The 16,377-nt window shown below is 29.4% G+C and carries 15 protein-coding genes and 1 pseudogene; 15 read left to right on the plus strand and 1 reads right to left on the minus strand.

All coding sequences use genetic code 11. The features are described 5' to 3' along the window. Nucleotides 1-254 precede the first annotated feature (254 nt). From H8R92_RS12055 to H8R92_RS12120, 15 genes and pseudogenes are all read left to right on the plus strand, one after another. The gene (locus H8R92_RS12055) at nucleotides 255-449 is read left to right on the plus strand and encodes a hypothetical protein (RefSeq protein WP_186835592.1); all 195 of its coding nucleotides are present in this window, start codon (nucleotides 255-257) and stop codon (nucleotides 447-449) included. A gap of 164 nt (nucleotides 450-613) precedes the next feature. Beyond that, nucleotides 614-2,320: a methyl-accepting chemotaxis protein gene (locus H8R92_RS12060; RefSeq protein WP_186835593.1), complete on the plus strand. Its 1,707-nt coding sequence runs from the start codon at nucleotides 614-616 to the stop codon at nucleotides 2,318-2,320. A 138-nt stretch (nucleotides 2,321-2,458) separates the two neighbouring features. Then, a complete protein-coding gene (locus H8R92_RS12065; RefSeq protein WP_186835594.1) occupies nucleotides 2,459-4,627 on the plus strand; it encodes a type IA DNA topoisomerase in 2,169 nt (722 codons plus the stop codon). Nucleotides 4,628-4,758: 131 nt separating this feature from the next. Then, entirely contained in the window at nucleotides 4,759-5,313 is a 555-nt protein-coding gene (locus H8R92_RS12070) for an ImmA/IrrE family metallo-endopeptidase (protein ID WP_022211945.1), read from the plus strand. 7 nt (nucleotides 5,314-5,320) lie between these two features. Continuing rightward, nucleotides 5,321-5,749 (plus strand): hypothetical protein, encoded by a 429-nt coding sequence (locus tag H8R92_RS12075; RefSeq protein ID WP_022211944.1) that lies wholly within the window; start codon nucleotides 5,321-5,323, stop codon nucleotides 5,747-5,749. Nucleotides 5,750-5,895: 146 nt separating this feature from the next. Then, entirely contained in the window at nucleotides 5,896-6,966 is a 1,071-nt protein-coding gene (locus tag H8R92_RS12080) for a hypothetical protein (RefSeq protein WP_186835595.1), read from the plus strand. 160 nt (nucleotides 6,967-7,126) lie between these two features. After that, the gene (locus H8R92_RS12085) at nucleotides 7,127-8,227 is read left to right on the plus strand and encodes a 6-phosphofructokinase (RefSeq protein ID WP_022211942.1); all 1,101 of its coding nucleotides are present in this window, start codon (nucleotides 7,127-7,129) and stop codon (nucleotides 8,225-8,227) included. A gap of 159 nt (nucleotides 8,228-8,386) precedes the next feature. Continuing rightward, nucleotides 8,387-9,166 (plus strand): serine hydrolase, encoded by a 780-nt coding sequence (locus H8R92_RS12090; protein ID WP_186835596.1) that lies wholly within the window; start codon nucleotides 8,387-8,389, stop codon nucleotides 9,164-9,166. 195 nt (nucleotides 9,167-9,361) lie between these two features. Continuing rightward, a pseudogene (pyrB, locus tag H8R92_RS12095) lies at nucleotides 9,362-10,270 on the plus strand (aspartate carbamoyltransferase); the annotation flags it as partial. After that, nucleotides 10,247-10,492, plus strand: a complete 246-nt coding sequence (locus tag H8R92_RS13255; protein WP_243166660.1) for a hypothetical protein — start codon at nucleotides 10,247-10,249, stop codon at nucleotides 10,490-10,492. The pseudogene pyrB and the gene H8R92_RS13255, both read left to right, overlap by 24 nt. A gap of 5 nt (nucleotides 10,493-10,497) precedes the next feature. After that, on the plus strand, nucleotides 10,498-11,697 hold the full coding sequence (locus H8R92_RS12100) for a dihydroorotase (RefSeq protein WP_186835598.1): 1,200 nt from the start codon (nucleotides 10,498-10,500) through the stop codon (nucleotides 11,695-11,697). A gap of 18 nt (nucleotides 11,698-11,715) precedes the next feature. Next, entirely contained in the window at nucleotides 11,716-12,588 is an 873-nt protein-coding gene (gene pyrF / locus H8R92_RS12105; RefSeq protein ID WP_186835599.1) for an orotidine-5'-phosphate decarboxylase, read from the plus strand. A 15-nt stretch (nucleotides 12,589-12,603) separates the two neighbouring features. After that, the gene (locus tag H8R92_RS12110; RefSeq protein ID WP_186835600.1) at nucleotides 12,604-13,341 is read left to right on the plus strand and encodes a dihydroorotate dehydrogenase electron transfer subunit; all 738 of its coding nucleotides are present in this window, start codon (nucleotides 12,604-12,606) and stop codon (nucleotides 13,339-13,341) included. A 20-nt stretch (nucleotides 13,342-13,361) separates the two neighbouring features. Beyond that, on the plus strand, nucleotides 13,362-14,258 hold the full coding sequence (locus tag H8R92_RS12115) for a dihydroorotate dehydrogenase (RefSeq protein WP_186835601.1): 897 nt from the start codon (nucleotides 13,362-13,364) through the stop codon (nucleotides 14,256-14,258). Between the two features lie 152 nt (nucleotides 14,259-14,410). Beyond that, nucleotides 14,411-14,806: a DUF2721 domain-containing protein gene (locus H8R92_RS12120; RefSeq protein WP_243166659.1), complete on the plus strand. Its 396-nt coding sequence runs from the start codon at nucleotides 14,411-14,413 to the stop codon at nucleotides 14,804-14,806. Between the two features lie 75 nt (nucleotides 14,807-14,881). Here H8R92_RS12120 and H8R92_RS12125 read toward each other — a convergent pair whose 3' ends face one another. Beyond that, entirely contained in the window at nucleotides 14,882-16,297 is a 1,416-nt protein-coding gene (locus H8R92_RS12125) for an alanine/glycine:cation symporter family protein (RefSeq protein WP_186835602.1), read from the minus strand. Between the last annotated feature and the right edge of the window lie 80 nt (nucleotides 16,298-16,377).

A 16,377-nucleotide genomic window follows, 5' to 3' on the forward strand; every position in this document is an offset into this window, starting at 1 on the left:
GATTACGGTGATATAAATAGTGAAATTCTAGAATTTGGTCTTACAGCTAAATATGGAAATAATTTTGCTGGAGGAAAAGTTAGAGGTAAATTTAAATTGATATTTGAATTTAGATAAAAAATAAAAGAGAGAAGAATCTAATATAATTTTTAATAAATTGTATTAGAGGAAGCTCTCTTTTTTGCGTAGACAAATTATTATGTGATATAATATGTTTAATAATTATTTAAACATAAAATAAGTGATGTATAATTATGGAACAGGTTTTAAAAAAAATTCTTAATGTACTTAATGAATTAAAAAGTGATGTTAATGAATTAAAAAGTGATGTTAATACTTTAAAGACAGAACAAGTTAAAGTAAATGAAAGGTTAACTAGACTTGAATATAAAGTTGATAAGCTTGAAATTGGGCAAAAAGAAATTAAAAAAAACATAGAAAGAGAGTAAAGCTATAGGCTAAAAAATTAGCATGTAGCTTTGTTTTTTTGCATAAAATGGTTATTTAATATAAAAGTTAATAAAACTTTAAAAGTTTAAAAAAAGGTTAGCAAATTAGATCGAAATATGCTAAAATATATAACATGTTAAAAAGAGGAGGATAAGCTTTAATTATGAACAATAAATTGGAAAATTTAACGTCAGTTAAGAATTTATCAATTTCAAAAAAATTAAAAAAAGTATTAATTGTAGCAATAATAATTATTTCGACTATTACGGTTGCTACTGGAGTAGGTCTTATGTATTTAAAAGGTCAACTTGAAAGTTTTGTTGAAACTGAGTATGCTTCCGAAATATCAATACAAGAAACTGCAACAAGTATATTAACTTTAGCAAGAGATATAAGAGATGCTTATATAAGAGCTGAAAATGGTGAAAATATATCATCATATGATCAAAATGTGAAAAAATATGTAAATGAAATAACTACTGAATTAGAGTATGTTTATAATATTAACAAAGATCCAGAAATAGCAAGAGAGCTTGAGAATTTTGGTAATAATATATCAAAGTGGATAAATATAGGTAACGAAATATTGACAGCAATAAATAATAAGGATATGGCAAAAGCTAATAAACTTATATTAAATGATTGTCCAGAAGTATTAGATGTTATAATTGAACAAGTATCTTTAATAGGTGATAAAATAAGTACAAATGTTCAAGATGATATACAAGGGACTACTAGATACATAGGAATAGTAATGATTATAATAATAGTAATAATAATCATTGGTTTAATACTTATAACAAAAGTTGTGCAAGCTATAATTGAAAGTATTTCTAATCCAGTTGAAGAAATAAAAGCTGCTGCATTAGAAATGGCTAAAGGTAACTATGATTTAGAAATAGAATATACATCAGAAGATGAAATTGGTGTATTAGCAGATTGTATGAGAGAAATGATTTTATTTACTAAAGATAATATAAGTAATATAACAGAAGTATTAAATAAATTTGCTGAAGGTAACTTTGATGTTGAAATTGAAGATAACTATATTGGTGAATTTATAGAGATAAAAGAATCGCTAGAAAAGATAGTAGATTCTATAAATAATACATTCTATGATATTAAAATAGTTACTGAGCAAGTTAAGGATGGTTCAGAACAAGTTGCATCAACAGCTCAAATTATATCAGAAGGAGCTATAAATCAAGCTGGTATAATTCAAGAATTAATGGCTGCTATTGGACAAATAAATGAAAAAGTTAAAGTTTCAACTGAACAAGCTAATAGCACAAATGTTTTAACTAGAGAGTTAGGAAATCAAATTGAATTAAATAATGAAAAAATGAATGAAATGGTGACTGCTATGAATAAAATAGAAGAGTCATCTATAAACATTAAATCAATAATCAATACTATTTATAGTATATCAGAACAAACAAATCTTTTAGCACTTAATGCAGCTATAGAAGCAGCTAGAGCTGGAGAGTCAGGAAAAGGATTTGCAGTTGTTGCAGATGAAATTAGAAAGCTTGCAGAAGAAAGTTCAGTGGCTGTAAAGAATACAGAAATATTAATAGAAGATTCTATAAATAATGTAAATGATGGTAAGAATGTTGCTGATGAAGCATCAGAAGCATTAAGTTCTGTTGTAGGAAAAGCTAAGGAAGCGGTAGAGCTAATTGGTACAATAGCAGAATTAACAGAGCAAGGGGCAATGGCTATTTCAGAAGTATATAATGGTATAGACCAAATTGCAGAGGTAGTAGAATCTAATACAGCAATTTCAGAAGAAAGTGCTGCTGCCAGTGAAGAATTATCAAGTCAATCTGAAAGTTTACAAAATATGATTGATAAATTTAAATTAAGATAGTTTAATAAAAATTAAATAATAAAAATAGACAGTTATTAGAAGTATTATTGAAAACTTAATATCTGTCTATTTTTTTATGAAAAAAAGATATATAATTAATAGATGATAAATAGAACAGACTATTGGAGGAAAATTTTAGTGAAGAAAGTAATAATAGCAGAAAAACCTTCTGTAGCTAAGAATATTGCAGATGCATACAATATAAAAATAAGAAAAGATGGGTATTTTGAAGGTGATGATTATTTAGTAACCTGGGCTTTTGGTCATTTATTTCAATTATTTGATGCCAAAGATTATGATGAAAATATGAAAGGATGGAGAATGGATAAATTTCCATTTATACCTGAAGAATTTAAATATAAAGTAAAATGTGATAACGTAAATAGAAGTGTTACAGATAAAGGTGCAGAAAAGCAAATTAATATAATTAAAACATTAATAGAACGTGATGATGTGGATGGTGTTATATCTGCAACTGACCAAGACCGTGAAGGTGAACTTATATCACTGGAAGTATTTATGTACTTAAATCAAAATAAGCCTATATATAGATTACTGTTAAATGAATGGACTCCAGATGAAGTTAGAAAAGGGATGAATAATTTAAAGGAAAATATAGAAATGAAATCCCTTCAAGATGCAGGTATAAGTAGACAGTGGGCTGATTGGATTATAGGAATAAATTTAACTTCAGTAGCAACATTAAGATATGGTGGTACAGGTAAAGAAAGAAAAATGATTAATATAGGAAGAGTTTTACTTCCTACATTAAAAATAATATATGATAGAGATAAAGAAATAGAAAATTTTAAAGCATCTACATACTATAAGCTGTTGGCAACTTTTAAGACAAAGAATAATGAAGAGTTTGAAGGAACTTATTATGATGAAAATAATAATGAAAAGTTTGAAGATAAAAAAGTTGTTGAAGAATTAAAAAAGCATCTTAAAGATAAAGAAGGTGAAATTATAGAGAAACAAGTGGAAAAGAAGAGAGAATATGCCCCTCTATTATTTAATTTATCTAACTTACAAGGTTATATAACAAGTAAATATAAAGGTTGGACATCAGATAAGGTATTAAAGGTGGCACAAGGCCTTTATGAAAAGAAATTTATAACTTATCCAAGAACAGGAAGTGTTGCTTTAGATGAAAGTTTAAAAGATAAAACTAAAAAGGTTCTTGAAGTAGCGAAAAATGGATTGTCGTATGAAGAGCAAATTAAGTTTGTAGATAATAAAAGAATATTTGACAACTCTAAGGTAGAAAGCCATAGTGCAATAACACCTACATATATTAGACCAACAGGTTTAAGTAAAGATGAAGAAATAGTATATAATTCAATTAAAAATAGATTTATAATGCAATTTATGCCTATAGCAGAATTTGAAGAAACTAAGTTAACAGTAAAAATTCATTATGAAAAATTTAAAGGTATTTTTGCTGCTAAAGGTAGAGTTCAAATAGTTGAAGGATGGCGTGTAGTTGAAAAAATTGAAACAAAAGATACTATTTTACCTTTTGTAAATGGAAAGGAAATTGTACAAGTAGTTGATGGAAAAGTTAATACTGTAACTAAGAAACCACCAAAGCTTCATAATGAAAAAACTCTATTAAGAGTTATGGAGACATGCGGAAAAAGTTTTAAAGATGAAGAAGATTCCCCAGAGATGATGCAAGCAATTTTAAGTGGATTTAGTATAGGAACACCGGCAACAAGGGCTGAAACCATTAAGAAATTAAAGGATACTGGATATATTAAATCAAAAGGTAAGAGTTTAACTTGTACTGACCTTGGAAAAACTTTAGTTGAAATATTCCCTGTTAAAGAACTTTTAGATTTACAATATACAGGAAGACTTGAAAAGACTTTATCTGATATAGAAAAAGGTAAATTTAAGAAAGATGATTTCTTATCCATGATAAAAGCTTTCACTGTAGAAGCTGTAGAGGATATTAAGAAAGATACAGCTATGCTAAAAAACTTTAAAGTAGAATTACCAGAAGGAACAGAAAGTATAGGTAAATGCCCTGTATGTGGTAATGATATAATTGAAGGAGAAAAAGGATTTGGTTGTACCAATTGGAAAAATGGTTGTAAATATACCATTTGGAAAAATGATAAATTCATTGAAAGTATGGGTAAGAAAGTGACTAAGGAAATGGTAAAGTTACTGCTTAAAAATGGTAAAGTAGGTTTTAGAAATCTTAAGAGTAAGAAAGGAACTTTATTCTCAGCATATTTAAGATACGAAAAAGATGAAAAGACAGGATATTATAACTGGAAAATGGAGTTTATAAACTAAAAATAATAATACTTGTCCATTGTCAATGAAAATGTTAAAGTATAAATAAGTAATAATGCCATATATTAAGCTCATATAAGTATATTAATAATAAATATGGAAACACTTAAAGCTAATATGAGGTGATATATATGGATAAAGTTATTTATTTATTTAGGAAAGTAGGTGGGGAGATGAGGATTGAATCAATAGAAGAAAAAGCTAAAGATACAATTGAAAAGTATTCTTTCAATGAATTTCCAATTGATCCTGTAAAGATAGCACTTAAAGTGGGAATTGCTGTTAGAGATGTACAGTTTAAAGATATTGCTGAAGATAGTGTTTGTGGTGGAATACTTAAAGAAAATGAATCCATAGAAATTTATGTCAATAAATATGATCCTATAAATAGAAAGAGATTTACAATTGCTCATGAATTAGGTCATTATTTTTTAGGACATTTGGAAAATAAGGGTGAATGTATAGATTTACATAGAGATATTAATAATGAAAATAAAATTATTGAAATACAAGCAAATGCATTTGCAGCTGCACTTTTAATGGAAAAAAATAGAGTAGAATATTCTTTTAAGACATTGAAAAAAGTTGGATTTTCAAATGAAAATATTATTTTAGAATTATCTAAAATATTTGCAGTTTCAGCTTCTGCAATGAATTTGAGAGTACAAAAGTTAGGGTTAATGTAGGTATAAAATGGAGCAAAAAGACAATTATCAAATAAAATTATCAGATGTTATAGATGATAAAGAAACAAGTGAAATAATAGATAGTACTATAAGTCATGAAGTTAAGCAAGATATTGAAAAACAAATTGAACTTATAAAGATTTTAGATGTTTGGAAAGAGGAAAAAAGGTCAGATCAAAAGATAAAGATAATAATTTGTTTAGTGGTTTTAGGAATAGTAATAAATCAAGTACATTTTATAAATAAACTCGTTAGCAATATAGGTAATGGAAGTTGGAAGATGGAAGAATGGACATTTAGGCTTATAGTTACAGGAGTATTTGTTGAAATAGTAGCTATTTTTAAAATAATAGTAACAAATTTATTCCCTGTAAATGGAAGTAAAGACTTTTTAGAGTTTATAGGTAATTTTAAGAAAAGTGAAAAAAGTAGTTAATAATTATTACTATGATTTAATCAAATTAATTAGATAATATAATAATAAGTTAGTACATTTAAAGAGGCATTTTAAGTGTCTCTTAATTTTTTTTGTATTATATACGAAAATAATAGTATAAAAATATATGAAAGAAGATGATAAATATGAAGAAATTATTGATGATAATCATAGTAGCAGTAGTACTAGGAGGATTAGGTTATGGAATATATGATTCAGTAAAACCAAAAGAAAAATATGAAATCAAACTTTGGAATAATATTTATAATGGTGATAGCATAGCGTTATTTTATGAAGAGGAAAGTGATTTAAGAATAGAAATGTTAAGAGCTCTTTATAATCTTGATAAAATAGATAAAGGCGATGATGAGATAAATTATATATTAAAGGTATCAGAAGCTGCAAGCAAGGTAGTAACTTTAGATAATGTGGATGATACAAAGGCTCTTAATGGTTATGATATTATTAGATTAATTGGTGAAAAAAGAATTGTATCAGCTAAGGATATGGCTATAATTGTAAGAGATTTTATTACTTCTGTAGGATATGATGCAAGAATTGGTGAGATTAGATGTAGTAAAAAAGATGAAGATAAATATGATATATATTATATTGTTGAATACTACAGTGATAAGTATAATAAATGGATTGCTGTAGATATTGTAGATGGTGGATATTTTACTTTTGAAAATACTCCTTGTAGTGGTGTTGAATTAGTTGAAAAAGGAATTTCACAATTAAAATATATAGGTAAAGTATCGTCAGAAGAATATTTTAGTGATAAAAAAGATTTATTTAAATCATATACAATTATGATAGATAATACTGTTGATAGAGTAAAAAGTAATAGTGTTATTACATATATTACATCTAAAAATGAAATAACTCTTACATATGGTGATAAAGCTTTAATGCCAACAATATATACAGAAAATAGAGAGTTGTTTACAAAAGCACCAAATGCAGAAGGTGAAGTAGAAGATGATAAAGCTTATATAATATTGATGAAAAGTGAGGAGGAAGGCGTAGAAAGGTTTGTAGTAGGTGGATTTAAAAATGGTAAAATAATGGATGAATATTATGTAGGAAGAAGTAATGGAACTTTTGAAAAAGTAAATGAATATTTCGAATTAGAACTTATTAAAGGTAAAAATATGATAAGTATTTCATGTGATGGAGTTAATGAAGATGCTAGAATTGAAATTACTTATAATTAGTCAATAAATTTTATAAAAATTAGTATTAAATTTTATTATGAATTATATTATAGTAATAGCAGTGAAAATAGGTAGTAAAGTGGTAAATGATGTAATCAGATGTTATGACTTTTATATAATAAATAAAGATATAAAAGTAGTATATGGGGAGGGATTTTATATGGTTCAGCCAATTAAGAAAATAGCATTACTAACAGGTGGAGGAGATTGTCCAGGATTAAATGCAGTAATACGTGCTATAACAAGAGCTGCTATTTTGAATTATGGAATTGAAGTTATAGGTTATAGGTTTGGTTATAAAGGACTATATCATAATAACTTCATGCCATTGACCATGGAAACTGTAACAGGAATACTTCACAGAGGTGGAACTATTCTGTATAGTTCTAATAAAGATAATTTGTTTAATTATATGGTAGAAAAAAATGGTGTTATAAGCAAGGAAGATGTATCAGATGTAGCTATAGAAAATATGAAAAAAGAGGGAGTAGATGTATTGGTAGTCATTGGAGGAGATGGTACTTTGACATCTGCAAGGGATTTTGCTAGAAAAGGTGTTAATGTAATAGGAGTGCCTAAGACCATTGATAATGATTTAGCATCCACTGATGTTACCTTTGGGTTCAATACAGCAATAGATGTAGTTACAGAAGCATTAGATAGGCTTCATACCACAGCAGAATCACATCACAGAATAATGCTATGTGAGGTAATGGGAAGGAATGCTGGTTGGATTGCCTTAGAGTCAGGAATAGCAGGTTCAGCAGACGTTATCTTAATTCCAGAGATACCATATGATTTAAATAAGATAATAGATAAGGTAAAGGAGAGAGAAAGTTGTGGTAAGAACTTTACTATAATTGTAGTGGCAGAAGGTGCAAAACCTAAGGATGGAAATGTGGTTATATCAAAGATTGTTAAGGATAGTCCAGATCCAATTAGGCTAGGTGGTATCGGTAATAAACTAGCTGGTGATATAGAGTGCTTAATGAAAGATAAAGAAGTACGATGTACTGTTCTTGGACATATTCAAAGAGGGGGGAATACTTGTACTTATGACAGGATATTGTCTACAAGATATGGAGTTGCTGCTGTTGAAATGATTGTAAATAGGGAATTTGGTAAAATGGTATGTTTAAAGGGAGATACTATAACCAGTGATACCCTTGAAAATGTAATAGGACAAAAAACTAAGAATGTCAATCCAGATGGAGAATTAGTAAAGATAGCAAAAAAAATAGGAATATCCTTTGCAGACTAATATTACTGAAGAGAAGAATACTGTCTATGAAAATAGGCAGTTTTTTAGTATATTATCAATTGATGTATATTTTTAGGAAATGAAAAAGAATATTTAATAAATTATATGACTATGTTAAAATATTTAAAAAAGAAAACAATATAAACCGGAGGGTATTAGATGAATTGTATTAAGAAGTATTTAGAAACAAGAGTAGGAAATTATTCGTTTTATTTTGAGGATTTAAGAAGTGGATATTCTTATGGATATAATGAAAACGTTTCTATGACTGCGGCAGGATGTATGAAATTGCCTATAGCTATTTCACTTATAAAAGCTGTGGAAGATAAGAGAGCTAATTTTATGGACAAGATAAAGGTATTAAATGATGAAAAAGTATATGGTACAGGAATAATTCATGAGTTTGATGATAGAGATTATACATTATTTGAGTTGATGGTAATTATGCTGATTCAAAGTGATAATACGGCAGCTAATAAGATAATTGATATATTAGGCATGGAACAAATCAATGAAGATATAAAATCAATGGAGTTAAAAAATACTAAGTTAAATAGGAAGACAGCAGATGAACGTATGCTGGATGTAAATATAGAAAATATGACTTCAGCATATGATTTGTGTATGATGTGGAAGTATTTATATAATGGAACATTTTTAAATAAAGAGAATGGCCAAATGCTTATTGATATTTTAGAAAGACAACAAATCAAGAATAAGCTAGCATTATATATCCAAGATGATTTAAAATCAGAAATATCTAGCAAAACTGGAGATAAGCTATCTGTTGAAAATGATACAGAGTATATACACAATGAAAAGGGAAATTTCACCTTTACAGTTCTATCAGAAAAAGTGCCAAACAGTGTTTATGGAACTATAACTTTAGCTAAGTGTGGAAAAATGATGTGGGATGAAATAACTAATAATTGGAGTTAATAATATTGACAATATTGAGAAGTAATGTTATCCTAAGTAAAAATGAGTACCTTTAAGGGAGTCCAGAGAGATTCAAAAGGAAGCAGATTTTGGTAGAATATTAGGATTAGTATGCCTTCCTTTTGATATAAAGGGAGGCGTTTTTTTAATTCTTTTTAAATTTAACTCAGAGAAGTTAAAAAAGGAGTGGAAAATATGAAAAGCAAACATTTAATAAATCCTATGGATTTATCTATAGGTGAACTTGATGAAATATTTACATTAGCACATCAAATAATAGCAAATCCAAATGAATTTTCCAATTGTTGCAATGGCAAGATATTAGCAACATTATTCTATGAGCCAAGTACGCGAACAAGATTTAGTTTTGAAGCTGCAATGATGAGGTTAGGAGGAAAAATATTAGGTTTTTCTGAGCCAAATTCAAGCTCTGCAGTCAAAGGTGAAACTTTAGCCGATACTATAAAAATGGTTTCAATTTATTCAGATATTATAGCTATGAGACATCCTAAAGAAGGATCTGCAAAGGTTGCAAGCATGTATTCACAGGTGCCTGTAATAAATGCAGGAGATGGAGGACATCATCATCCAACTCAGACACTGACAGATCTTTTAACTATTAAGAGTTTGAAGGGAACACTGCATAATCATGTCATAGGTATATGTGGTGACTTAAAATATGGTAGAACAGTACAGTCATTAATTACAGCCATGTCTAGATATGAAAATATAAAATTTGTCCTTATTTCTCCAAAAGAATTAAGGATTCCACAGTATATAAGACAGGAAGTGTTAGATAAAAATAATATAGAGTATTGTGAGGAAGAAAAGATTGAAGAGGTTATAGAAAGCCTAGATATCTTATATATGACAAGAATTCAAAAGGAAAGATTCTTCAATGAGAATGAATATTTAAGATTAAAAGATAGCTATATTTTAGATGCACATAAAATGGAGATAGCTAAAAAAGATATGATAGTTATGCACCCATTACCAAGGGTTAATGAAATTGATATTGAAGTAGACAAAGATGTAAGAGCCGCTTATTTCAAGCAAGCAGAGTTTGGTATGTATGTAAGAATGGCTTTAATAGTTAAATTACTTAGGGGAGTGGAATACATAAATGAAGCTAAAGATGAACAAATAATTAAAAAGATAAAATCTCCATTACCTCAAAAGATTAGTAGAATATTAAAATGCAATAATCCTAGATGTATAACAAGTGATGAAAAATACTTAGAAGATGTTTTTGAGCTTGTGGATGAAGATAAGGGATCATACAAATGTCAATATTGCGATACTATAATTAATCCAAGGGAGGTATAGGGAATATGAATAACTTACTTATAAAAAATGTCAATATAATTGATACCTTTCAGAATTTTCATGGAGATATATATATTGAAGAAGGAATAATAAAAGAGGTTGGCTTAGAGATTATTAAAGAAGGTGTAGAAGTATTAGAGGGAAATGGGCTAGTGTTAATGCCAGCATTCATAGATACTCATGCACATTTTAGGGAACCAGGTCTTACTCATAAAGAAGATATAGAAAGTGGATCAAAAGCAGCGGTAAAAGGTGGATATACTGCAGCTTGTCTTATGGCTAATACTAGTCCTATTTGCAGTAATTATGATGTTTTAAATCATGTAAGAGATAGAGCAGAGGAAGTGGGACTTATAGATATACATCAATGTGTGTCAGTAACTGATAATTTTAAAGGCAGCAGTATAGAGCATTTAAAAAATTTTAAGGATGATAAGGAAGTAAAAGCCATATCAGATGATGGTGTAGGAATTATGGATTCCAGCGTAATGATGAAGGCAATGGAATTTGCAAAGGAAAATAATTGGGTAGTTATGTCTCATGCTGAAGATAAGACTTTTTCTAAAATTGATATGAGGATAGCTGAAGACTTAATGACTATCAGAGACTTATACTTGGCAAAGGTAACAGGAGCTCATCTTCATATGGCCCATGTAAGTACTAAAGAAGCGGTAAAAGCAATAACAACATCAAAAGAAGAAGGTGTAAAGGTAACTTGTGAAGTTACACCACATCATATTGCTCTTGATGAAAACATAAGCAATTATAGGGTAAACCCTCCAATAAGAAATAAGGAAGATATAAAGATTATCATAGATGCCATTAAGAAAGGGATAATTGATTGTATAGGAACAGATCATGCTCCACATACGGAGGAAGATAAGAAAAATGGAGCACCTGGTATGGTAGGATTAGAAACAGCCTTTTCTATTTGCTATACAACATTGGTGAAGGAAAATGGCATTTCACTAAATAAATTAAGTGAGCTTATGTCTAAGAAGCCAGCAGAAATACTAGGAATGAATAAAGGATTGATATCTGTAGGATATGATGGAGATATGGTTTTGCTAGACTTAAATAAAGAAATAGTAGTTAATAAGGAAACTTTCCTGTCAAAAGGAAAGAATACTCCTTTCCATGGAAGAAAATACTTTGGAGAAGTTATGATTACTATAAGAAAAGGTAAGATAGTTTATAAATCTTAAGTTAAGGAGAGGTAAGTGATGGGTAAGTTAATAATAGATAAATTGTATGAGAGAGTTGAGGAAAGAGGTGTAGTGTGTCTAGGGCTTGATACAGATGCATCATATATACCACAACATATTTTATCAGGAAAAAGCTTAGATGAGGCAATATTTCAATTTAATAAGGAAATAATAGATGCAACTCTTGATGTTGTTGCATGTTATAAGGTGCAGATAGCATATTATGAAGCCTTGGGATTAGCTGGGCTTATTGCTTATAAGAATACTTTACAGTATTTAAGAGAAAAAGATGCAATAATTATTGCTGATATTAAGAGAGGCGATATAGCTGCTACTGCATCACAATATGCTAAAGCACATTTTACAGGAGACTTTGAGGCAGACTTTATAACTTTAAGTCCATATATGGGAATGGATAGTATTGAACCATATATGCCGTATATGGAAAGTGGCAAAAAAGGTGTTTTTGTATTAGTAAGGACATCAAATAAAGGTGCAGAAGATTTTGAAAATCTAGATATAGAAGGTGGAAAGAAGTTATATAATGAAGTAGCTGATAAGATAACAGAAGCTGGACAAACTGTAAAAGGAAGATATGGTTATACAGCAATTGGTGGGGTAATTGGGTGTACTCATGTGGAAGAAGGTAAGGAAATAAGAAATAGATATAGCAATATGTTCTTTTTAATACCTGGATATGGGGCACAAGGTGGTACTGCCAAAGATGTTGCACTTTATTTAAAGAATGGCAATGGTGGAGTGGTTAATTCATCAAGAGGAATATTATTAGCTTATAAAAAGGAAAATAAAGAATTGGAATATGCAGAATGTGCAAGAAATGAAGCAATTAATATGAGAGATGCTATAAGAGCAGCTGTAAAAGCTATGTAGTGGGAGGATAATATCATGAAATATACAAGAGCAAAAATATTATCTAATAAAAAGATTGTAGATGGAATATATGAAATGGTTGTGGCAGAAGATAGCATAGTTAAACCTGGACAATTTTATATGCTTAAACATCAAGGAGGAACTCTTCTTCCACGACCAATAAGCATAAGTGAAAGTAAAGATGGAAAGATTATATTTGTTTATGCTACAGTAGGAAAAGGAACACAGGAGTTTGCTACACTTACAGAAAATGATTATATTGACCTTACAGGGCCTCTTGGAAATGGGTTTGATATTGACAGAAAATATGGAAATGTAGCTTTAGTTGCTGGGGGAATAGGAATAGCCCCTATGGTAATGCTAGCAAGAGAGCTTAGAAAAAGAAATAAGGGAATGAAATTAGATCTATATGCAGGCTTTAGAGATGAAATATATTTAACAAATGAAATGTGTGAATACATAAATGAAGGTTATGTTTCAACTAATACTGGTAAATATGGACATCATGGATTTATAACAGATATATTAAAGGTAGATGAATATGACACAGTATTGTGCTGTGGTCCAGAAGTAATGATGAAAAAAGTAGTTGAAATGTGTAAGATGCATGGAGTGCAGGTTTTTGTATCAATGGAAAAGCATATGGCTTGTGGCGTAGGTGCATGTCTTGTATGTACATGTAAAACTAAAGATGGTAATAAGAGAACATGCAAAGATGGTCCAGTATTTGATGGAAACTATGTAGAACTATAAAGGCTTAAGGAGTGCATAAGATGTTAAAGGTTAATATAAATGGCGTAGATTTTAAGAATCCTGTAATAGCAGCTTCAGGAACATTTGGATTTGGAAGCGAATATAATGAATTTTATGATGTTGGAATACTAGGTGGTATTTCATCTAAGGGACTTACAATAAATCCTAAAGAAGGTAATAGCGGTATAAGGGTTTTTGAAACGCCAAGTGGAATGATGAATTCAGTAGGGCTACAAAATCCAGGAATAGATAAGTTTATAAATGAAGAATTAATAAAGATGAAGCAGTTTGATACTAACATCATAGCTAATGTAGGTGGTGGCTGTATAGAAGATTATGAGGCAGCAATAGAAAGGCTTAGAGGCACAGATATAGATATGATAGAGCTTAATATATCATGTCCTAATGTAAAAAGTGGGGGAATGGCTTTTGGAATCAAATCAGAGGTAGCTTATGAAATTGTTTCAAAAATAAAGGCCATAGCCCATAAGCCACTTATGGTAAAATTATCACCTAATGCCGAAGATATAGTTGATATGGCCACACAATGTGAAAAAGCAGGTGCTGATTCAATATCATTAATTAATACTATAAAAGGCTTAGCAATAGATCCATATAAGAGAAAGCCTATATTTGATAATGTTTATGCAGGACTATCAGGACCAGCAGTAAAACCAATAGCACTTAGAATGGTACATGAAGTATCAAAAGCTGTAAGCATTCCAGTTATAGGCCTAGGTGGAATAGTATCAGGTACTGATGCCATTGAATTCATGATGGCAGGAGCAACAGCAATTCAAATAGGAACAGTTAATTTTTTTAATCCTAATGCAGGAAAAGAAGTTGTAAAGCAAATGGAACAGTTTTGCATGGAACAAGGAATCAAAGATATAAATGAAATTATTGGTATAATATAAATTTTGTAAAATACTCATAAAGATAAGGATTCAGAAGATGCTGAGTCTTTATCTTTATTTTAATTTCATTAAATAATAAATTACTTTCAAAATTTAACATGTTAATGTAAAATATAGATATAAAAATATAATAAGATATATTACTGGAGGAAATGATGAGGATAGAAATGACAACACCTGCTTTATTATTTACAGCTATATCGCTTTTAATTTCAGCATATACCAGTAGATTCTTAACCTTAGCAGGATTGTTAAGACAGCTAGATCTTCAATATAAGAAGGATAAAGATGAAATAGTATTAATGCAAATAAAAAACTTAAGAAAGAGAATAAATATTATAAGATGGATGCAGACTCTAGGAGTTTTTAGCTTCTTTTTATGTGTACTTACGATGTTTGTTCTTTACATTAATAAACAATTTTTAGGTGAAGTTATATTTGCTATAAGTTTATTATCATTAATGAGTTCACTTTTATTGTCTCTTTACGAAGTTAACATTTCAGTAAAGGCAATTACACTTCAATTAGATAAAGAAGGAATTAAGTAATTAACGCTTCGCCACCGATTAATTCATAAAAAATAGAACCAATAGCTTGATTAGCTAGTGGTTCTATTTTTTATGTTACTTCCAGCATTCTAAGTCGTCTGCTATTTCAGGAATAGAAGAAGCTATAAATACTGGGTCTAAGCCTTGTTTCTTTTGGTTATTGTAATCTTTAAATGCTTTGAAAGCTATGTTGCTAAGTAGTAATATGGCAACAAGGTTTGTGATAGCCATAAGCCCCATAGATACGTCTGCAAAGTTCCAAACTATATCCATTGATACTACTGAACCTAGCATTACCATAATAGCAACTAAGATACGGTAAGTATATAGATATATTTTTTTATCAGATATAAATTGAATATTTGTTTCACCATAATAATAGTTTCCTATGATTGAGCTAAAAGCAAATAATAAGATACAAATTGCAATGAATGTTCCACCCCAAGAACCAACTTGGGAAGTTACAGCAAGCTGAGTAAGTTCAACACCTTTTACTGATCCATCAAGTGGAGCACCTGAAACTAATATGATTAAAGCAGTAGAAGTACAGATGATTAATGTATCGGTAAATACTCCTAAAGTTTGAATGAAACCTTGCTTAACAGGATGACTTACACTTGCAACAGCTGCTGCATTTGGAGCAGATCCCATACCGGCCTCATTTGAGAATAAACCTCTTTTAATACCTTGAAGTAAAGCAGCTCCCAAAGTACCTCCTAAGAATTGTTCAAAGCCAAAAGCGTTAGTAAAAATCATTCTTATTACTGAAGGAAGTTCAGTTATATTTTTACAAACTATGAATGCTGCTAATAAAAGATAAGCTACAGCCATAACAGGAACTATGAACCCTGTTATCTTAGCAATTCTATGTACACCACCAAAGATTATAACTAAAGTAAAAGTTGTAAGTATAACACCAGTAATTTTTACATCAATATTAAAAGCAGAGCTAAATGCATTAGCAATTGTATTTGATTGAACAGAGTTAAATGCAAATCCAAAGCTTATAATAATTAAAACTGAGAATAAAATACCAAGCCATCTCTTTTTTAATCCTTTTTCCATATAGTAAGCTGGACCACCTTTAAAAGAGTCACCATCTTTTTCTTTGTATATCTGTGCTAAAGTGGACTCTATAAAAGCAGAGGCAGAACCAATTAAGGAAATAAGCCACATCCAAAAGATAGCACCAGGACCACCTATAGCAATAGCTGTAGCCACACCTGCTAAATTACCAGTACCAACTCTTGAAGCTGTTCCAATACAAAAAGCTTGGAATGAAGAAATAGATCCTTTTTCTGATGAAGAGGAACCTTCACTTAAAAGTTTAAACATTTCTTTTATATTTTTAAATTGGACAAAATTAGTTTTCACAGTGAAATATATACCGAGTGCTATTAAAACAGCAATTAATATATACGTCCATAAGAAATCATTAAACATTAAAATATAATCATTTAATGAGTTGAATAAAATACTACAAAAATTCATATAGTTACCTCCTAATATCATTCGTGTATTGTTTTTTATAATTTTATAATAAAAACACTTAAAATGCAAGAATAAAAAAC

This window comes from Clostridium lentum, assembly GCF_014287815.1.
In the GTDB taxonomy this organism is placed as follows: domain Bacteria; phylum Bacillota; class Clostridia; order Clostridiales; family Clostridiaceae; genus Clostridium; species Clostridium lentum.